Genomic DNA, 19,049 nt, shown 5'->3' on the forward strand with positions numbered 1-19,049 from the left:
TCACACGAAGGAAACCCCATGCGACTGACCCGAACTTCCCGCCGTGCGGCCACCGCGTCGGCCCTCCTCGTCGCCACGCTCGCCGCGACCACCGCCTGCTCCGGGGGTGACGCCGCCGGCGGGTCCGCCGAGGACGAGACCATCGAGGTCAACTTCGGCTACATCCCGGACTTCAACGGCACGAGCCTGCTGGCCATCGCCGAGGACCAGGGGCTGTGGGCCGAGCACGGGGTCGACGTCACGACGTCGTCGTTCACCAACGGCCCGCTGCAGATCCAGGCGCTCGGCACCGGCGACCTCGACTTCGGCTACATCGGCCCCGGCGCGTTCTGGATGCCCGCATCGGGCCAGGCCAAGATCGTCGCGATGAACACCCTCGGCCAGGCCGACCGCGTGGTCGCCCAGCCCGGCATCGACTCCGTCGAGGAGCTGAAGGGCAAGAAGGTCGCGATCCCCGAGGGGACGTCCGGGGACATGATCCTCACGCTCGCGCTGCAGGACGCGGGCATGACCAAGGACGACGTCGAGATCGTGCCGATGGAGCCGGCGGCGATCGTCGCGGCCCTGTCGTCCGGCCAGATCGACGGCGCCGGGTTCTGGTACCCGGCCCTCGCGACGGTGAAGGAGCAGGTCCCCGACCTCGTGGAGCTCGCGACCAACAGCGACTTCGAGGACACCGTCGCGTTCCCCACCGCGTTCGTCGCGGGCAACGACGTGGTCGCGGACGAGCAGGAGAAGGTCGACCGCGTGCTCGCGGCGCTGCGCGACGCCATCGCCTACCGGGCCGACCACCTCGACGAGGCCATCGAGCTGACGGCCGAGTTCAACGACCTGGACGTGGCGGACGTGAAGGCCGACGCCGGCAACGTGCAGGTGCTCAGCCTCGAGGAGATCGACGGGTACACGCAGGACGGCACCTTCGACACCTGGCTGTCCGGGATGGAGGACTACTTCGTCGGGGCGGGACAGCTGCCGGAGGCGGTCGACCCGGCCGAGTTCTACACCGGCGACCTGTTCCTCGGGGCGGGCGAGTGACGGCCGTGCCGGACGCCCGTCGGACGCCGACCAACGTCCTGTTCCTCATGACCGACCAGCACCGGGTCGACACGCTCGGCGCGTACGGGAGCCCGCACGGCACGACCCCCGTGCTGGACGACCTCGCCCGCACGGGCACGCGTTTCGACCGCTGGTACACGCCGACGGCGATCTGCACGCCCGCGCGCGCGAGCCTGCTCACCGGGCAGGCGCCGTTCCGGCACCGGGTGCTGGCGAACCACGAGCGGAACGTGGGCTACCTGGAGGACCTGGACGACGGGACGTTCACCTTCGTCGAGGCGCTGCGCTCCGCCGGGTACAACACCGGGCTCGTGGGCAAGTGGCACGCGGGCACGGAGAAGAACGCCGCGGCGTTCGGCTTCGACGGCCCCGACCTGCCGGGCTGGCACAACCCGGTGGAGCACCCGGACTACCTGAAGTACCTGGCGGACCACGGCCTGCCGCCGTACGAGATCAGCGACCGCGTGCGCGGCACGCTGCCCAACGGCGGTCCCGGCAACCTGCTCGCGGCGCGGCTGCACCAGCCGGTGGAGGCGACCTTCGAGCACTACCTCGCGACGCGCACGATCGAGCTGCTGGAGCGGTACGCGGACGACTTCCGCACCGGGGCGCGGCCGTTCTTCCTCGAGCTCAGCTTCTTCGGCCCCCACCTGCCGTACATCGTCCCGGACGAGTACTTCGACCTGGTCGACCCGGCCGACGTCGAGCTGCCCCGGTCGATCGCCGAGACGTTCGCGGGCAAGCCGCCGGTGCAGGCGAACTACAGCGCGCACTGGACGTTCGACACGATGCCGATCGAGACCACGCGCAAGCTCATCGCCGTCTACCAGGGGTACGTGGCGCTGATCGACCGGGAGATCGGCCGGGTCATGGAGGCCATGGAGCGACTCGGGCTGACGGACAGCACGGCGGTGTTCTTCTCGAGCGACCACGGGGAGTTCACCGGCTCCCACCGGCTGCACGACAAGGGCCCGGCGATGTACGAGGACATCTACCGCACGGCGGGCCTCCTGCGCGTGCCGGGCGGCCCGGCGGGCCAGGTGCGCACGGAGTTCGTAGGCCTGCTCGACTGCACCGCGACCATCCTCGACCTGGCGGGCCTCGACCCGGACCCCGCCGCGGACTCGAGGTCCCTGCTGCCGCTGGCCCGCGGCGAGGCCCCCGACGGGCGCTCGGGCTGGGCCGAGGACATCGTGTGCGAGTTCCACGGCCACCACTTCCCCTACCCGCAGCGCATGCTGCGCACGGACCGGCACAAGCTCGTCGTCAACCCGGACTCCACGAACGAGCTGTACGACCTGGTCACCGACCCGGACGAGCTCAGCAACGTCTACCAGCACCCGGAGATGGCCGACGTCCGACACCGGATGATGCGCCGGCTCTACGAGGTGCTGCGCCAGCGCGGCGACAACTTCTACCACTGGATGACCACGATGTACGACGTCGGCGAGGTGGACCACGACCCCACCCAGTCCGGCCTCGACGAGACCACCTACGCCGGGCGGACGGGAGCGAGCGCATGAAGCGACGGCAGCTCATGGGGGCCGCGGCGGGCGCGATGTCGGCGCGCTGCTGAGCGGGCAGGCGGCGGCGATGGCCGGCCGTGCGAGCGCGGCGGTCCCGGTCGACGGCCGCGGCCCAGGCACGCGCCGTGGCCGGCAGCCTGACGCCGGCCCGCCCGGCGTCGCGCGTCCGTCGTGCCGTCGTGGTCACGATTGGGCCACGGCGCCGGGCCGCCGCTAGCGTTCGCGCGTGAACCCGACCCGGTCGCGCGCGACGTCGCTCGCGTGCTCCCTGTTCCTCCTCGTCCTGGCGGCGCTCGCCGTGTGGTCGGTGCTGCCGCCGGCGCCGAGCGGCGGTGACGTCCCCGCCGACGAGTTCGACGCCTGGCGAGCGTTCGCCGTCGTCCAGACCGTCGGACAGGAGGTGCACCCGCACGGCACGTCGGCGAACGCCGACGTGCGCGACGAGATCGTGCGGGAGCTGACGGAAGATCTCGGCCTCGAGCCCGAGGAGGTCGAGGGCGTCGGGATGTCCGGCCGCCTGGGCGACCAGAGCCGCGTCGCGGCGACCACCAACGTCGTCGCGACGATCCCCGGCACCGACCCCACGGTGCCGATCGTCCTCATGGCGCACTACGACTCGGCCGAGGTGTCGTACGGCGCGAACGACGACGGCGCGGGCGTCGCGACCCTCGTGGAGACGGCGCGGGCGCTCGGGGAGGGCGAGCCGCTGCGCAACGACGTCGTCCTCGTCTTCACCGACGCCGAGGAGGCGTGCCTGTGCGGGGCGGAGGCGTTCGCGCACGCCGACCCCCGAGCCGCAGACGGCGCGGTGGTGGTCAACGTCGAGGCCCGCGGGTCGTCCGGCCCGGCGATCATGTTCGAGACGTCCGACGGCAACGCCGCCCTCGTGGACGCGTACGCCCGGGTGCCGTACCCCGTGGGCAGCTCGCTCGCCGTCGAGGTGTACCGGATCCTGCCGAACGACACCGACTTCTCCCCGTTCCTCGACGACCCCGAGGGCCGGTTCACCGGCCTGAACTCCGCGTACATCGACGGCTCGGCCACCTACCACGCGCCGCAGGACACGCCCGAGCGGATGTCGCTCGCGAGCCTCCAGCACCACGGGTCCAACGCCCTCGCGCTGGTGCGCGAGCTCGGGAACGCGGACGCCGCGGACCTGGCACGGCCGGCGGCGTACGACGCGACCTACTTTCCGTTGCCCGGCGGCGTGCTCGCCCGCTACCCCGGGTGGCTGGTGTGGCCGCTGGCGCTCGGCGCGGCCGTCGCGGTGGCGGCGCTGGGCGTCGTGCTCGCCCGGCGGCGAGAGGTGCTCGGCGAGGCGACGACGTCGGGCCGGCTGGCGCTCGGGTTCGTCGCGGGGCTCGTCCCCCTCGTGGGCGCAGTCCTCGGCTCGATGGGCCTGTGGTGGCTCATGGTGGCCGTGCGGCCCGGGTACGACGAGATGATCGACCCGTGGCGGCCGTGGGGCTTCCGCGTCGCGCTGCTGGGGATCGTCGCAACGGTGCTCCTGGGGTGGTTCGTCGGGCTCCGCCGCCGGCTCGGCGCGCCGGCGCTGGCGCTCGGGGCGCTGGGCTGGCTCGCGGTGCTGGGTGTGGTGCTCGCGGCCTTCACGCCCGGCGGGTCGTACCTCGCGGCGCTGCCGGCGCTCGCGGGCGCGCTGGCCGGGATCGTCGCGACGACGACGGCGCGCGGCGCCGTCGGCCGGCGCGTCGCCGTGACGCTCGGCGCCGCGGTCGGCGTGCTGGTGATCGCGCCCGTCGTGCTGCTGTTCTTCCCCGCCCTCGGCCTGGCGACGGGCGCGGCCCCCGCGGTGGTCGCCGCCCTGCTCGGCCTGGCGCTCGTGCCCGTGCTCGCGGTGATGCTGCCGCGCGACCGGCAGGCCGGCGGCTGGTCCGTGGGCGCGCTGGGCGCGGTGACCGTCGTGGCGCTCGTCGTCGCCTTCGCCGTCGACCGGTTCGACGCACACCACCCCGAGCCCACGAAGCTCGCGTACGCCCTCGACGCCGACACCGGCGAGGCGACGTGGGTGTCCGACGAGGCCGGCCCGAGCGGGTGGACGTCGCAGTACGTCGACGGCAGGGCCGACGTGTCCCGGGCGTTCCCCGAGTTCCACGACCGGGTCTGGACCGGGCCGGCGGAGGCGGCCGACCTGCCCGCCCCCGAGGTGGAGGTCGTCTCGGACGAGTCGACCGGCGACGAGCGGACGCTCGCCCTTCGGGTGACGCCCGGCGAGGGCGCGCCGATCGGCACCGCCGGCGCGCTGCGGTACGTCGAGCTGAACGGCGCGGCGAGCCCGAACGTGATCGAGGCGTCCGTGGCCGGCCGGGAGGTGCCGGTCGCCGACGACGGCGTGCTCGACACGCGGTTCTACACGCCGGCGGGCGGTTTCGACGTCGTCGTGACCGTGCCGGCGGGCGAGGAGCTGCAGCTGCGGGTGGTCGCCGCCGGCGGAGGCCTGGAGGGCCTGCCCGGGTTCGTCGAGCGGCCGGACGGCGTCGGCGTCGCCGGCTCGCACACCTCCGAGCTTGTCCTGGTGGGCACGACGGCCACCCTCTGATCCGGTCGCTCCGGAGCGACGACGTGTCAGAGCCCGGCGACGGCCTCGTGGGTGAGCAGCTGCATTCCGGCGCTCCGCGCGGCCCCCTTGTCGAACGTCATGACAGTGGTGCAGCCCGCCTCGGCTGCCGTCTGGGCGATCAGGGCGTCGGCGAGGTCGCCACCGTCGGACGTCCGCCGCAGGGCCGCGCGTACCGTGTCATTGCGTTCGACGCGGATCTCCTGGGTCGCGAGGAGGGCCTCGACGAACTCCCGCCGCCGGTCCGACGGGTGGGAGTACGAGCTGCCGAGGACCCACCAGCACTCGACGAGGACGATCAGGGTGACGAGGCCGGGTTCCTCGGTCGTGAACGCGTCGATCAGCTCGTCGGCGAGGGCGGTCTGTTCAGGATCGTCCCTGACGGCGTACCGCACGAGGACGTTGGTATCGATGGCGATCACCGGTTCGCCTCCGCGGCCGATTCGGCGATCGCGCGATTCATCTCCTCGACGCTGACGGGTCGCGCCGGCGGGGCGCCGAAGAATCCCTTGAGCGCGGTGACGGACCGGGTCGTGGGTACGAGCTCGTAGTTGCCGTCCGGGAGCTCCACGAACTCCACCCGGTCGCCGGCGCTCAACCCAAGCGCCTTGCGAACAGCGATCGGGATGGTGATCTGTCCCTTGGAGGTGATGGTCGCAGTGCTCATGGGGGCATCTTACCTCGGCTCACATTCCTTACATCGCGGTAAGGCGCGAGCTGTTCGGACAGAAGGTCCGGCGTCGTGACGGGCAGGTCGCAGACGAACCCGCGGCACACGTAGGCGGCCGGGCCGCCGTCGACGAGCGGGCGGTCTGCGAGCAGCGGGACGCCGGGCGCGTCCGGCGCGCCGGGCACGACGACGGCGCCCGCGGCGGGGGAGCGGCGGGCGGCACGCAGCAGCTCGGCGGCGCGCGGCCCGTCGCCGACGATGGCGACCTGGAGCGGCCCGGCGGCCAGGGCCTCGGCCGTGGCGAGCGCCCACCCGGCGAACCGCGGTGCCTGCCGCGCCAGCAGGCCCGCGGCCGCGACGGCCCGCTCCGCGGCGTCCCGGTGCCGGGACGACCCGGTGAGCGCGGCGTAGGTGACCAGGGCGCCGGCGAGCGCCGACTGCCCGGACGGCTCCGGGCCGTCGGTGGGATCGCGGGGCCGCACGACGAGGCGCTCGGCGTCGTCGGCGACGTCGAAGAACCCGCCGTCGTCGCCCGCCGGGCGGCCGGCGAAGCGCTCCAGCGCCACGTCGAGGACGTCGCCGGTCGCGGCCAGCCACCGCGCCTCGCCGGTGGCCTGGTGCAGTGCGAGCAGCCCCTCGGCGAGGTCGCCGTGGTCGGCGGCGACGGCGGGCGCGGCGCCCACGACGCCGGCGCGCGACGCCCGCCGCATCCGCCCGTCGGCGACGTGCCACCGCAGGAGGAAGTCCGCGCAGTCCCGGGCGGCCTCCACCCACGACGGTTCCTCCAGGATGGTGCCGGCATCGGCGAGCGCCGCGATCGCGAGCCCGTTCCAGGCCGTGACGACCTTGTCGTCGCGCGCGGGCTGGGGTCGCTCGTCCCGGGCCGCGAGCAGGCGCGCCCGCACGCCGCCCCACCAGGCCGGGTCCGGGTCCTCGGCTAGCTGCAGGGTGGAGGCCCCGTCCTCGAACGTCCCGGCGTCGGTGACGCCGAGGGCCTCCGCCGCGCGGGCCCCGTCGTCGTCCCCGAGCACGTCGCGCAGCTGCGCCGGCGTCCAGGCGTACGTGAGCCCCTCGACGCTCCGCCCGTCCGCCACGGTGTCGGCGTCGAGCGAGGCGGCGAAACCGCCCTCGGGCGTGCGCAGGTCGCGCAGCAGGAAGCCCGCCGTCGAGCGGGCGACGCGCGCGGCCAGAGGCGAGCGGGTGGCACGCCACAGGTGCGCGTACACACGCAGCAGCTGGGCGTTGTCGTACAGCATCTTCTCGAAGTGCGGCACCACCCAGGCGGCGTCGACGGAGTACCGCGCGAAGCCGCCGGCGAGCTGGTCGTGGATGCCGCCGCGCGCCATCGCCTCGCAGGTGCGCTCGACCATCGCGAGGGCCGCCGGGTCGCCGGTGCGGGCGTGGTGTCGCAGCAGGTGCTCGAGCGTCATCGAGGGCGGGAACTTCGGCGCCCCGCCGAACCCGCCGAGCTGCTGCGAGAAGTCCCTGCGCAGCGCCGCCACCGCCGCCGTCAGGGCCGCGTCGTCGATCGGGGCGCCGGGCAGCGGGCCGGCCGTGCGCGCGACCGCCTCCGTCACCGCGGCGCCCTGCGCGAGGACGGCGTCACGCCGGTCGGCCCAGGCCTCGCGCACGGCGTCGAGCACCGCGAGCAGGTGCTCGCGAGGGAAGTACGTGCCGCAGTGGAACGGCCGCCCGTCCGGCGTGAGGAACGCGGTCATGGGCCAGCCGCCCTGGCCGGTCATCGCCGTCGTGGCGGCCATGTAGACGGCGTCGACGTCGGGCCGCTCCTCGCGGTCCACCTTGACCGGCACGAACGAGGCGTTGATCGCCGCCGCGACGGCCTCGTCCTCGAACGACTCGTGCGCCATGACGTGGCACCAGTGGCACGCCGCGTACCCCACCGAGAGCAGCACCGGCACGTCCCGGCGCCGGGCCTCGTCGAACGCGTCGTCGCCCCACGGCCACCAGTCGACGGGGTTGTCGGCGTGCTGGCGCAGGTACGGCGAGGTCGCGTCGCGGAGGCGGTCGGCCATGGGCTCAGCCTGGCACCTGTCCCGGCCGGGCGACCCGGTCGGCGAGCCGCCGGGGCGCCTGGATGCAGTAGGAGTCCGTCAGCAGCTCGGCCAGCTCGGACCAGTCGGTGCCGTCGTCGAGCACGACGCCCACGACGTTCGGGCCCCAGCCGGCCCGGAAGTACGGCGGGCCCAGGTGCTCGAAGGCCGTCACCTCCTGCGGGTCCGCCCGGAACGTGATCCGGAACAGCTGGTCCTCCCCGCCGAACGCGTGCGCAACGGTGGCGGAGCGGACGCGCCAGCGCACGCCCGTCCAGGCGGCCTCCTCGACGCACTCGGGGAAGTCGAAGAGGACGCGCAGCCGGTCGACGAGCTCGCGCGGGACGTCGGGCCGATCGGGCATGACCCGAATCTGGCACGACCCACCGACACGCTCGCGGGGGCCGCGCCCGACCGGCGCGGCCCCCGGGCAGCTCAGCCGCGGCGCTGGTGGGAGGAGAAGAAGTCCCACATGAGCGCAGTGGCGTCGATGTCCTGCGTGGTGCGGCCGAGGGGCCCCATGTCGAGGTCGGAGCCGGGCCAGGTGTGTCCGGCGTCCGCCACCTCGTACAGCACGACGTCCGCGTGCTCGTCGCACTTCGTCCACGCGTACCGGGTGACCTCGTCGGAGACGGCGACGCTGCGCGGCCCGACCCGGCAGTCGTTGATGTCGGCCCACTCGTGCGCGGCGAGCTGCGTGGTGTAGCCCCAGCGCGGGTCGCCGTTGCCCTGGTACGGGTTCACCTGGTCGGCGGTGCCGTGGAAGGTCATCACGGCCACGGGGTTCTCCGGCTCGCACGTGCCCGCCTCGGGGCGGGAGAGGTCCGCCGGGTCGGGGCGCCCGGCCCGCAGCCCGGCCACGGGCGCGATCGCCGCGAAGACGTCGGAGGCCTCGCAGGCCAGCGCGGACGCCATCCGGCCGCCGCCCGAGAAGCCCGTCGCGTACACGCGGCGGTCGTCGACGCAGCCCGCGCCGTCGACCTGGTCGACCACGGCCCGCAGGAACGCGACGTCGTCGCGGGCGTCCGCCGGGGGGAAGGTGCCGCTGGTCAGCGGCACGTCGGGGACGTTCCACGCCCAGTTGCCGTCCGGGAGGGTGTGCTCGAAGGCCAGGTCGCCGGTGGGTGTCGCGACGATGACGTCCTCGGCGTCGGCGACCTGCTCGAGGCCCGAGATCTGTGCCTGCAGGGTCGCGTTGTTGTTCGAGCCGTGCAGGTCCAGCACGAGGGGCAGCGCGCGGTGGTCGGGGGCGTCGGGCACGTGCACCCGCACGTCGTAGGTCTCGCCCTCGAAGGCGACGCCGAGCGTGGACGTGCCCGCGTCGAGCGTGCGCACGCAGGCGCCGCCCTTCCCGGCGGGGTGGCCCGCGGGCGCCGCCGACGGCGCGGCCGCGACGGCGGGGACGGTGGCGGCGAGGATCGTCGCCAGGGCGCCGAGGCCCGCGACGGTGGAGCGGAGCGCGCGGCGCTGCACGGTAGATGGCATGAAGGAAACTCCCTTGTTCCGAGGACCGACCGAATGCCTCACATCCGGTCGGGATCGGACCTTAGGGGCGGGGCGCGTGCGCGGGCAAGTCCCGTCGTGCACCTGCCGGTCGGGCCGCGGCCGCGTCCCGACCGGGACGTCCCTGTGCGCGCGGGGAACAGACCCGTGCGCTGAGGACCATTGATCAGGCCACTGGTCCATGGTGTCGTGCCTCTCGCGGGCGGGAGGTCCGGCCCGCGCTCGACCCACCTTCGGAAAGGCAACGACGCAATGACCGAACCCCTCTCGTCCACGAACCGACCCGCCCCGCGAGGCGCGAGCGCTCCAGGGCTGTCCCGGCGCGGCATCCTCGCCGGGGGCGCCGTCCTCACGGGTGCCGCGGTGCTCGGGCAGGCAGGGGCCGCGGCGGCCGAGCCGCGGCTCGCCGCCTCCGGGCTCCGGCGCCCGCAGCACCTGCGTGACCTCGTCGGCGTGGACGCCCTGACGCTCTCCGGCCTGATCCGGCGCCGTCACGTCAGCTGCGTGGAGGTGATGGAGACCTACCTGGACCACGTGGAGGAGCACAACCCGAGCGTCAACGCGATCGTCGCGCTGCGGCGCCGCGCCGACCTGGTCGACGAGGCCCGCACCCGCGACCGGCAGCTGCGACGCGGTGAGTACCTGGGCTGGATGCACGGCTTCCCGCACGCGGTCAAGGACCTGGCCGCGGTGAAGGGGCTGCCCTTCACGTCGGGCTCGCCCCTCTACGCCGACCGGGTCGCCGACGCCGACGACCTGTTCGTGCGACGGATCAAGGACGCCGGCGCGATCATCATCGGCAAGACGAACACGCCGGAGTTCGGCCTCGGCTCGCAGACCTACAACCCGGTCTACGGCGCCACCGCCACGCCGTACGACACCACCAGGACGTCCGGCGGCAGCAGTGGTGGGGCGGCGTCGGCGCTGGCCCTGCGGATGGTGCCGGTCGCCGACGGCAGCGACTACATGGGCTCCCTGCGCAACCCTGCGGCCTTCTGCAACGTGGTCGGGTTCCGGCCCTCGTGGGGTCGCGTGCCCGGCCCGGGCTTCGTCGCCCAGGGTGGCGTGAGCGGGCCGATGGGCCGCACGGCGGCCGACGTGGCGATGCTGCTGTCCACCATGGCCGGCCCGGACGCGAGCGCGCCGCTGGCGATCGACGAGGACCCGGAGGTGTTCACCCGCAGCCTGCGGCGCGACTTTCGCGGGACGAGGATCGCGTACGTCGGGGACTGGGACGGCCACCTCGCCACGGAGCCGGGCGTGCTCGACCTCGTGGAGTCGTCCTTCGCCGCGTTCGAGGCGCTCGGCTGCCGGGTGGAACGGGTCGTTCCCGAGTTCGACCCCGCCGCCCTCTGGGACCTGTTCCTCAAGTGGCGCTGGTGGAGCATGCTCGGCTACGCGCCGCTCTACGACGACGCGAGCTCGCGGTCGCAGATGAAGCCCGAGCTGATCTGGGAGATCGAGCAGGGGCTGCGGCTGTCCGCCCGGGACATCGCCGAGGCGGTCGAGGCACGCACCGCGTGGTACCGGGTGGTGAGCGCCCTGTTCGCCGAGTACGACTTCGTCCTCGCGCCCAGCACCCAGGTCTTCCCGTTCGACAAGGAGACCCACTGGCCGCGGTCCGTCGGCGGGCGGGAGATGGACACGTACCACCGCTGGATGGAGACGGTGGCGCCCTGGACGATGTCGTCGCACCCCGTGGCCGGCGTCCCCGTCGGCTTCGACGGCCGCGGCCTTCCGACGGGTGTGCAGATCATCGGCCCCGACAACGGCGACCGGGCGGTGCTTCAGCTCGCGCACGCCTACGAGCAGCAGACCCGCTGGGTCGACCGCGTGCTCCCGCCCGCGCTCCGGGGCTGACCGCGTCACGGCCGACGGCGAGGGCGGCGGACCGCGCGGTCCGCCGCCCTCGCTGCCGGTCGGGTCGTGCGGCGGGCTCAGCCCAGCCGCGCGCTGAGCACCAGCTCGTCGCCGACGTCGAGCCGCACGTCGACGAGCCGGACGCCGGGCGGCAGGGCGGCGGCGAGGTCGATCCGGCGGTTCGCCGCGTCCTCCACGCGGCCGCGGACCGCGCCGAGCATGGCTGCGACGAGCGGGTTGCCGCTGGAGATCCGCACGTCCCCGACGGCGAGGACCATCGCGTCGTCGACGGAGGCGGACGCCGTGGCGGAGACCGCCGCGGACAGAAAGCCCTTGCGGATCTTTGCCTCGATGCGCAGGCCCACGGCACGCGGGCCGCGGGAGTCGAGCTGGACGTCGAGGTCGCTCACCGTGATGCCCTGCGACTGCAGCGACACCGCCAGCAGCCCGTGCACGGTCGCGACGAGCCCGGCGCGCGACACCGCGACGCGCGCGTGGCCCGTCACGGGGTGCGCGTCGTCGGGCTCGACCGGCTCGAACCCGACCTGCCCGTCGGCGCCCTCCACCCACGCGAACCGCAGGCCCGCGGCCTCGGCCGTGACGTCCACGGGCAGGTCGACGGCCGTGAGCGGGTGCGCGTCGAGGGTGAGGCGACGCACCGTTCCGGGCTCGCGGGAGGTCACCGACGCGGGCGACCAGTCGATCCCGGGCGCCTGCTGCGTCGCCCCGAACGCCACGCCGGTGAGGTCGAGGCCGAGCGCGGCGACGTCCGCGCCGTCGAGCTCCGCGTCGACGGCCGCCCGGTCGAGCCCGACGACGCCGGGGCCGGCGGCCCGTGCCGCGAGGTCGCGCAGGCGGGCGGCGAGGTCGGCGCCCGTCGTGGGGCGCGGAGCGGGGCCGAGGGGCAGCGGCTGCGAAGTCATGCGGTGGAGCCTAACGGGCCGCCCGGACGGGCTCGTCCGGCGTGCGGACGCCCGTGCCGGCGCGCCGCCGTCGCAGGTCCTGGAGGCCCGCGGCGGCGACCGTCGTCGTCGCGGCGAGGAACACGAGCTGCATGATCGTGCGCGGGACGAGGTGGTCCCACCAGTCCAGGTCGGTGCCCGTCAGGGCGAGGTGGACGTTCGCGGGGAACATCGCGACGAGCAGCAGCGACAGCCCCGCCGCGGCCCAGGGGGCGAGCCGCCGCGAGGCCATGGCCAGCGCGCCGGCGATCTCGAGGAGCCCGGTGGCGGTCACCAGGAGCTCGGGTGCGGGAAGCCCGTCGGGGACCATCGCGACCAGCTCCGCGCGCATCCCGACGAAGTGCGCGACGCCCGTCATGAGGAACATGACGGCCACGCCGGCGCGCAGCGCAGTGACGACGCCGGACCGGGCGGGACGGCGTCGTCCGGCGACGAGGACCGCGGTGGTGACGAGCACGAGGCCGATCAGAGGTTCCATGACACGCTCCACACATCTAGACGGTGACAAGATGAGTGTGGCACGCGAACTTGGCGTCGACAAGATGCGGTGCGGTGCTCGCCTCCGGTCAGCCGAAGTACTGCTGCAGCATGGCCCTGGCGGCGTCGCTCGCGGTCTGGCCGTCGCGCCCCATGGCGCCGGCGTTCCACAGCGCGGCGAACCCGTGCGCGAACGACCAGGCGGCCCGGGCGGTCAGGAGGTCGCCCCCGGTCCGCGCCTCGGCCGGCAGTGCCCGGACGCCCGCGAGGAGGGCGTCCCACGCCGCCTCCTGCGCGGCGCGCAGCCCGGGATCGTCGCCGTCGAGGAGGTCCGGCCGGAACATCACGGCGAAGTCCGCCCGCCGCGTCGTCGCCACCTCGACGTAGGCGAGGCCGAGGTCGACCATGGCGTCGGGGGAGACCTCCGCGAGCCGCCCGGCCAGCACGCCGAAACCGTCGGTGGCCAGCGCGGTCATGAGCCCGCGCTTGTCGCCGAAGTGGTGCGTGGGGGCGGCGTGCGACACCCCGACGCGGCGGGCGAGGTCGCGCAGGCTCACCGCGGCCGGCCCGTCATCGTCGATGACGGCCCGGGCCGCGTCGAGCAGCGCGCCCCGGAGGTTCCCGTGGTGGTACGGGCGGGCGTCGTCCCGGTCGATGCTGCTGGTGCTCACGGAGCCCATCCTGCCCGCCGCGACCTCAGACCAGCATGACCACGGCCGTGGTCACGCCGGCGACGACGATGAGCACGCGGAACAGCGTGGGCGGCAGCCGCCGGCCGACCCGCGCGCCGACGTACCCCCCGACGACCGACCCGGCCGCGAGCAGCAGGATCGCCGTCCAGTCGAGGTCGGCGACGACGAGGAAGATCACGGTGGCGACGAGGTTCGACGCCAGCACCGCCAGCGTCTTGAGCGCGTTGACGAACCGCAGCTCCAGGTCGGTGCCCAGCCCGAGGACGGCCACCATCATCACGCCGGACCCGGCCCCGAAGTAGCCGCCGTACACACCGGTGAGCACCGAGAACGCGGTCGTGACGGGGGACATGCCGTGCCGCTCGGGCGCGGGGCCCCGCCGCCGGGCGGCCAGCCATCGCGAGATGGTGGGCTGCGCGCCGACGAGCAGGCAGGTGAACAGGATCAGCCACGGCACGACGCTCTCGAACACCCCCGGCGGGAGCGTGAGCAGCAGCGTCGCGCCCGCGATCGAGCCTAGGGCGCAGGTGACGATGACGGCGGCGGCGATGCGCGGGTGCGCGCGCAGCTCGGCCCGGTAGCCCCACGACCCCGACAGGCCCGCCGGGACGAGGCCGACGGTGTTGGACGCGTTGGCGACGACGGGCGGGATGCCGACCGCGAGCAGCACCGGGAAGCTCAGCAGCGACGCGACGCCCACGGTCGAGGTCAGCACGCCGGCGCCCAGCCCGGCCGCGAGGACCGCCAGGTGCTCGAGCCCGGTCACGCCCGGCCGTCCTCGGCCGGACCGTCGGCATGCTCGTCGGCGAGCACGGCGACGTCGGAGACCAGCTCGACGTGCGCGTGCATGGCCGCGGCGGCGGCCTCCGCGTCGCCGGCCCGGATGGCGTCGGCGATGGCGCGGTGCCCGGCGAGGGAGTTCCTGGGCCGTCCCGGCTGGGAGAGCGACTCGATGCGCGTCTCGCGGACGAGCTCGCCGATCTCGCCCATGAGCTGCGACAGCAGCGCCGAGTGGGCGGCGGCCGTCACGGCGGCGTGGAACTCCTCGTCGCCCTCGACCCCGCGGTCGCCGTCCTCCACGGCCCGGGCCATCGACGCGAGCGCCGCGTCGATGCGCCGGAGGTCCTCGGGGGTGCGCCGGACGGCAGCGAGCGACGCGATCTTGGTCTCCAGCGCGTCGCGGGTGTCGATGATCTCGGGCAGCCGGTCGGCGTGCGCGCGGACCGCCTCGACGATCCGGCTGCCGAGGGGTGCCCCCGTGACGAGCGTGCCGTCGCCGTGCCGGACCGCGACGGCGCCGACGACCTCGAGCGCGACGAGCGCCTGGGCGAGGGTCGCGCGGGACACCCCGAGCTGGGCGGCGAGCTCGCGCTCGGGCGGCAGCCGGTCGCCCTCGGCCAGGCCGTTCGTCTCGATCCAGGCGGTGATCTGCTCGGCGACCTGCTCGTAGAGGCGCGCCCGCGGCGGGCGGGGCGGGAATCCGGCGGGCGAGGGGGGCGACATCCTTGGCACGGACCACACCGTACTTGACACATCCCGGGCCGGACTATTGGCTAGGCCACTGTTCCGCGGAGTGACGACGGTCATAGGCGACCGCATCCGCGGTGTCGTAGTGGGGAAAGGCTGGTCATGGGACCCGAACTGATCGCGATCATCGCCCTCGTGGCGTTGTTCGTCGTCGGCACGCTGTTGCCGATCAACATGGGCGCGCTCGCGTACGTCGCGGCATGGTTCGTGGGCGTGTACGCGCTGGGGATGGACGACAAGGAGATCCTCGGAGGGATCAGCGGCGACCTCGTCCTGACGCTCATCGGCGTCACCTACCTCTTCGCGATCGCCAAGAACAACGGCACGGTCGACCTCATCGTGCGCAAGGCGGTGCAGGCCGTCGGCGGGCGCGTCGCACTGATCCCGTGGGTCATGTTCGCGGTCACCGCGCTGCTCACCGCCATCGGCGCCGCGAGCCCGGCCGCCTGCGCCATCATCGGCCCGATCGCCCTCGGGTTCGCCGGCCGCTACAAGATCAACGCGCTGATGATGGGCATGTTCGTGGTGCACGGCGCCCAGGCCGGCGGCTTCTCGCCCATCAGCATCTACGGCACGATCACCAACTCCGTGATGAGCGACGCCGGCTACGGCGACACCGCGATCCCCGTGTTCGTCTCGAGCATCGCGGTCAACCTGGCCCTGGCGGTCGTGCTCTTCCTCGTGCTCGGCGGCCGCAAGCTGATGAGCCAGCGCATCGACGCGCTCGACGGCGCCGAGGTCACCGCGTCCCTGCACTCCGGCGGGGAGACCGTCTCCGGCCGTGGGCTCGGCGCGAGCATCACGAACGTCACCCAGGCCACCGGCGTCAAGCGCGACCAGGTGATCACGCTCGTCGCCTTCGCCGCCGTCGCGGTGACGGCCCTCGCGTTCGACCAGAACATCGGCTTCGCCGCGATCACGGCCGCGGTCCTGCTGGCCATGCTCGCCCCCAAGGAGCACAAGGACGCCGTGCGGCAGATCGCCTGGCCCACCGTGCTCCTGGTCGCGGGCGTCACGACCTACGCGTCCGTCCTGACGTCGGCGGGTTCGCCCGAGTACGTGGGCAACTGGGCCGCGGGCCTCGGCGTCGCCGCCATCGGCGCGCTCATCCTGTGCTACGTGGGCGGGATCACCTCGGCCTTCGCCTCGTCCACGGCGCTGCTGCCGGTGCTCATCCCGATCGCCCTGCCGCTCGTCGCGACCGGTCACATCGCCCCGGCGATGCTCGCCGCGGCGCTCGCGGTGTCCTCGACCATCGTGGACGTGAGCCCCTTCTCCACGAACGGCGCCCTCATGGTCGCGAACCGGCCCGACACGATCAGCGAGCAGGCCTTCTACAAGCAGGTCCTGACCTACTCCGTCATCGTCACCCTCGTCGGCCCGCTGCTCGTGTGGGCCATCCTCATCCTCCCTGGCTGGTGAACCGCTCATGAACCCGTCCCCGCACGCCGCCGCTCCCGGCCCGCTGCACGACGTCGTCGTCGTCGACCTCTCGCGTGCCCTCGCCGGGCCGCACGCCACGATGATGCTGGGCGACCTCGGCGCCCGGGTCATCAAGGTGGAGTCGCCCGGGCGCGGCGACGACACGCGGGGCTGGGGTCCGCCGTTCGTGGGGGAGGGCGACGACGTGCAGTCGACCTACTTCCTCTCCGCGAACCGCAACAAGGAGTCCATCACCCTGGACCTCAAGGCCGCCGCGGACAAGGACACGCTGCTGCGCCTCGTCGACCGCGCGGACGTGCTCGTCGAGAACTTCCGTCCCGGCGTGCTCGAGCGGCTCGGGCTGGGTGTCGAGTCCCTCCAGGAGCGCAACCCGCGGCTGATCATCCTGTCGATCACCGGCTTCGGCCACGACGGGCCCGAGGGCGGCCGCGCCGGGTACGACCAGATCGCGCAGGGCGAGGCCGGCCTCATGTCCCTCACCGGGTCCGGACCCGACGACCCGCAGCGGGTCGGGGTGCCGATCGGCGACCTGCTCGCCGGGATGTACGGGTCGTACGGCGTGCTCGCCGCGCTGCACGAGCGCGACCGCACCGGCGTCGGGCAGGTCGTGCGCACGTCCCTGCTCGCGGCCGTCGTCGGGGTGCACGCGTTCCAGGGCACCCGCTGGACGGTGGCCGGCGAGGTCGGGCGGGCGCAGGGCAACCACCACCCGTCGATCGCCCCGTACGGACTGTTCCGCTGCCGGGACGGCGCCGTGCAGATCGCGGTCGGGTCCGAGAGCCTGTGGCAGCGGTTCTGCGCCGCGTTCGGGCTCGATCCCCAGGCCGACGGGATGGCGTCCAACGGCGAGCGGGTGGCGCACCGCACCGAGGTGATCGAGGCGGTCGAGAAGGCGTTCGCGACGACCGACGCCGCCGACCTGCTCGCGCAGCTGGGGGACGCCGGCATCCCGGCCGGGAAGGTCCGCACCCTCGACGAGGTCTACGACTGGGAGCAGACCCGCAGCCAGGGCCTGCTGGTCGACGTCGAGCACCCGACGCTCGGCAACGTCACCCTCCCCGGTCCGCCGCTGCGCTTCTTCGATGCCGACGGCGCCGAACAGACCCGCCGCGACCACACGGCGCCGCCGACGCTCGACGAGGACGGCGAGGCGATCCGCCGCTGGCTCGAGGACGGCGCGTGAGCACGGGCACCGGACCGGCCGCCGGGACGGCGGGCGGGTCGGCCGGCGAGGCCGGCGCCGCCCCGAGGCCCCGGCGCTGGAGCGCGCGGGAGATCCTGGACCTCGTGCTCGACGAGGGGTCGTTCGAGTCGTGGGACGCCCCGCTCGACATCTCGTCCCACGCCCCGGCCTACCGCGAGGCGCTGGAGGCGGCCGCGGCCAAGGCCGGCACGGACGAGGCCGTGATCACGGGGCGCGGCCTGGTGCGCGGCCGGCCCGTGGTCGTCGTGGTCAACGAGTTTCGGTTCCTCGGCGGGTCGATCGGCGTCGCCGCGGCGGGCCGCATCGCGGCCGCGGTGCGGCGCGCGACCGAGCTCGGCCTGCCGCTGCTGGCGACGACCGCGTCGGGCGGCACCCGCATGCAGGAGGGCACGCCCGCCTTCCTGCGGATGGTGGAGATCGGCAGGGCCGTCATGGCGCACCGCGCCGCCGGGCTGCCGTACCTCGTCTACCTGCGGCACCCGACGACGGGCGGCGTCTTCGCGTCGTGGGGCTCGCTCGCGCACCTCACCGTCGCCGAGCCCGGCGCGCTGGTCGGGTTCCTCGGGCCCAAGGTCATCGAGGCGCTCACCGGCAGCCCGCTGCCCGCCGGGGTGCAGCAGTCCGACAACCTCGCGGCCAAGGGCGTCATCGACGGCGTCGTGGCCCCCGAGAATCTGTCGGGATTCCTCGAGCGCGCGCTCGCCGTGCTGGTCGACCCGCCGACGCCGCCGCGGCTGCCGCGCCGCGACGGCGACGTGCCGCAGGACTCGTCCGCCTGGGACTCCATCACCCGCACCCGGCAGGAGGGCCGCGCCGGCGTGCGCGACCTGCTGCGCTACGGGGCGTCGGGCACCGTGCGGATCAGCGGCACGGACGAGGGCGAGCGCGACGAGTCGATGCTCGTGGCGCTCACCCGGCTGGACGGTCAGCCGTGCGTCGTGGTGGGCCAGGACCGCTCCCGCCAGAGCGCGACGTCGCCGATGGGGCCGGCCGCCCTGCGCGTCGCGCGCCGCGCCATGGTGCTCGCCGAGGAGCTGAGGCTCCCCCTCGTGGCGGTGATCGACACCCCCGGCGCCGAGCTCTCGAAGGAGGCGGAGGAGGGCGCCATCGCCGGCGAGATCGCCCGCTGCATGGCCCACCTGACCCGCCTCACCGTGCCGACGCTGTCCGTCATCCTCGGCGAGGGCTGCGGCGGCGGCGCGCTCGCGCTGCTGCCCGCGCAGCGGGTGATCGCCACGCAGCACGCCTGGCTCTCGCCGCTGCCGCCCGAGGGCGCGAGCGTCATCGTGCACGGCGACACCACCCGCGCGGCCGAGGTCGCCGAGGCCCAGAACGTGCGCGCCGTCGACCTGCGCGCCGAGGGCGCCGTGCACCACGTCGTCCCCGAGCGGGACGACGACGGCCCGCGCGAGCTCGCGGTCGCCGTCGCCGCGGAGTGCGCGCGTCAGCTGCGGGAGCTGGCGGACGCCTCGGCCTGAGCCGGCGGTCCTGCGTCCCGGACCT

The 19,049-nt window shown here is 74.4% G+C and carries 17 protein-coding genes; 7 read left to right on the plus strand and 10 right to left on the minus strand.

Annotated elements, in window-relative coordinates; all coding sequences use genetic code 11:
• Window positions 1-18 precede the first annotated feature (18 nt).
• The 3 genes from ABD254_RS11915 to ABD254_RS11925 all read left to right on the plus strand — a co-directional run bounded on the left by ABD254_RS11915 (window position 19) and on the right by ABD254_RS11925 (window position 5,139).
• Entirely contained in the window at window positions 19-1,035 is a 1,017-nt protein-coding gene (locus ABD254_RS11915; RefSeq protein WP_344248635.1) for an aliphatic sulfonate ABC transporter substrate-binding protein, read from the plus strand.
• A 5-nt stretch (window positions 1,036-1,040) separates the two neighbouring features.
• Complete coding sequence (locus ABD254_RS11920) at window positions 1,041-2,579, plus strand: sulfatase family protein (RefSeq protein ID WP_344248636.1); 1,539 nt, start codon at window positions 1,041-1,043, stop codon at window positions 2,577-2,579.
• A 229-nt stretch (window positions 2,580-2,808) separates the two neighbouring features.
• Window positions 2,809-5,139 carry a M28 family peptidase gene (locus ABD254_RS11925; RefSeq protein WP_344248637.1) on the plus strand — a complete coding sequence of 777 codons (2,331 nt, stop codon included), beginning with the start codon at window positions 2,809-2,811 and terminating at the stop codon, window positions 5,137-5,139.
• Between the two features lie 26 nt (window positions 5,140-5,165).
• Here the strand turns inward: ABD254_RS11925 and ABD254_RS11930 are convergent, their stop codons facing one another.
• The 5 genes from ABD254_RS11930 to ABD254_RS11950 all read right to left on the minus strand — a co-directional run bounded on the left by ABD254_RS11930 (window position 5,166) and on the right by ABD254_RS11950 (window position 9,363).
• Window positions 5,166-5,579: a type II toxin-antitoxin system VapC family toxin gene (locus tag ABD254_RS11930; RefSeq protein WP_344248638.1), complete on the minus strand. Its 414-nt coding sequence runs from the start codon at window positions 5,577-5,579 to the stop codon at window positions 5,166-5,168.
• Entirely contained in the window at window positions 5,576-5,824 is a 249-nt protein-coding gene (locus ABD254_RS11935; RefSeq protein ID WP_344248639.1) for an AbrB/MazE/SpoVT family DNA-binding domain-containing protein, read from the minus strand. The genes ABD254_RS11930 and ABD254_RS11935 overlap by 4 nt, the downstream gene beginning before the upstream one ends.
• Window positions 5,821-7,860 (minus strand): thioredoxin domain-containing protein, encoded by a 2,040-nt coding sequence (locus ABD254_RS11940; RefSeq protein WP_344248640.1) that lies wholly within the window; start codon window positions 7,858-7,860, stop codon window positions 5,821-5,823. The genes ABD254_RS11935 and ABD254_RS11940 overlap by 4 nt, the downstream gene beginning before the upstream one ends.
• 4 nt (window positions 7,861-7,864) lie before the next feature.
• Entirely contained in the window at window positions 7,865-8,242 is a 378-nt protein-coding gene (locus tag ABD254_RS11945) for an MmcQ/YjbR family DNA-binding protein (protein ID WP_344248641.1), read from the minus strand.
• A gap of 71 nt (window positions 8,243-8,313) precedes the next feature.
• On the minus strand, window positions 8,314-9,363 hold the full coding sequence (locus tag ABD254_RS11950) for an extracellular catalytic domain type 1 short-chain-length polyhydroxyalkanoate depolymerase (RefSeq protein WP_344248642.1): 1,050 nt from the start codon (window positions 9,361-9,363) through the stop codon (window positions 8,314-8,316).
• A gap of 270 nt (window positions 9,364-9,633) precedes the next feature.
• On the opposite strand from ABD254_RS11950, the gene ABD254_RS11955 reads away from it, so the two are divergent.
• Window positions 9,634-11,241, plus strand: coding sequence for an amidase (locus ABD254_RS11955; RefSeq protein WP_344248643.1), 1,608 nt, complete (start codon window positions 9,634-9,636; stop codon window positions 11,239-11,241).
• 77 nt (window positions 11,242-11,318) lie between these two features.
• Here the strand turns inward: ABD254_RS11955 and ABD254_RS11960 are convergent, their stop codons facing one another.
• From ABD254_RS11960 to ABD254_RS11980, 5 genes are all read right to left on the minus strand, one after another.
• Window positions 11,319-12,164, minus strand: a complete 846-nt coding sequence (locus ABD254_RS11960; protein WP_344248644.1) for a hypothetical protein — start codon at window positions 12,162-12,164, stop codon at window positions 11,319-11,321.
• Between the two features lie 10 nt (window positions 12,165-12,174).
• Window positions 12,175-12,681: a DoxX family protein gene (locus tag ABD254_RS11965; protein WP_344248645.1), complete on the minus strand. Its 507-nt coding sequence runs from the start codon at window positions 12,679-12,681 to the stop codon at window positions 12,175-12,177.
• Between the two features lie 88 nt (window positions 12,682-12,769).
• Window positions 12,770-13,351 (minus strand): TetR/AcrR family transcriptional regulator, encoded by a 582-nt coding sequence (locus tag ABD254_RS11970; protein WP_344248646.1) that lies wholly within the window; start codon window positions 13,349-13,351, stop codon window positions 12,770-12,772.
• Window positions 13,352-13,376: 25 nt separating this feature from the next.
• Window positions 13,377-14,138 (minus strand): sulfite exporter TauE/SafE family protein, encoded by a 762-nt coding sequence (locus ABD254_RS11975; protein ID WP_344248647.1) that lies wholly within the window; start codon window positions 14,136-14,138, stop codon window positions 13,377-13,379.
• Window positions 14,135-14,875 (minus strand): FadR/GntR family transcriptional regulator, encoded by a 741-nt coding sequence (locus ABD254_RS11980; RefSeq protein ID WP_344248774.1) that lies wholly within the window; start codon window positions 14,873-14,875, stop codon window positions 14,135-14,137. The genes ABD254_RS11975 and ABD254_RS11980 overlap by 4 nt, the downstream gene beginning before the upstream one ends.
• 126 nt (window positions 14,876-15,001) lie before the next feature.
• Here ABD254_RS11980 and ABD254_RS11985 point away from each other — a divergent pair, with 126 nt between their 5' ends.
• From ABD254_RS11985 to ABD254_RS11995, 3 genes are read left to right on the plus strand one after another with little or no spacing between them, the layout of a single operon-like run.
• Entirely contained in the window at window positions 15,002-16,321 is a 1,320-nt protein-coding gene (locus ABD254_RS11985; RefSeq protein WP_344248648.1) for an SLC13 family permease, read from the plus strand.
• Window positions 16,322-16,328: 7 nt separating this feature from the next.
• Complete coding sequence (locus ABD254_RS11990) at window positions 16,329-17,525, plus strand: CaiB/BaiF CoA transferase family protein (RefSeq protein WP_344248649.1); 1,197 nt, start codon at window positions 16,329-16,331, stop codon at window positions 17,523-17,525.
• On the plus strand, window positions 17,522-19,024 hold the full coding sequence (locus ABD254_RS11995; RefSeq protein ID WP_344248650.1) for a carboxyl transferase domain-containing protein: 1,503 nt from the start codon (window positions 17,522-17,524) through the stop codon (window positions 19,022-19,024). Before ABD254_RS11990 ends, ABD254_RS11995 begins: the two co-directional genes overlap by 4 nt.
• Window positions 19,025-19,049 lie beyond the last annotated feature (25 nt).

Source organism: Isoptericola hypogeus (genome assembly GCF_039531145.1).
GTDB lineage: Bacteria > Actinomycetota > Actinomycetes > Actinomycetales > Cellulomonadaceae > Isoptericola > Isoptericola hypogeus.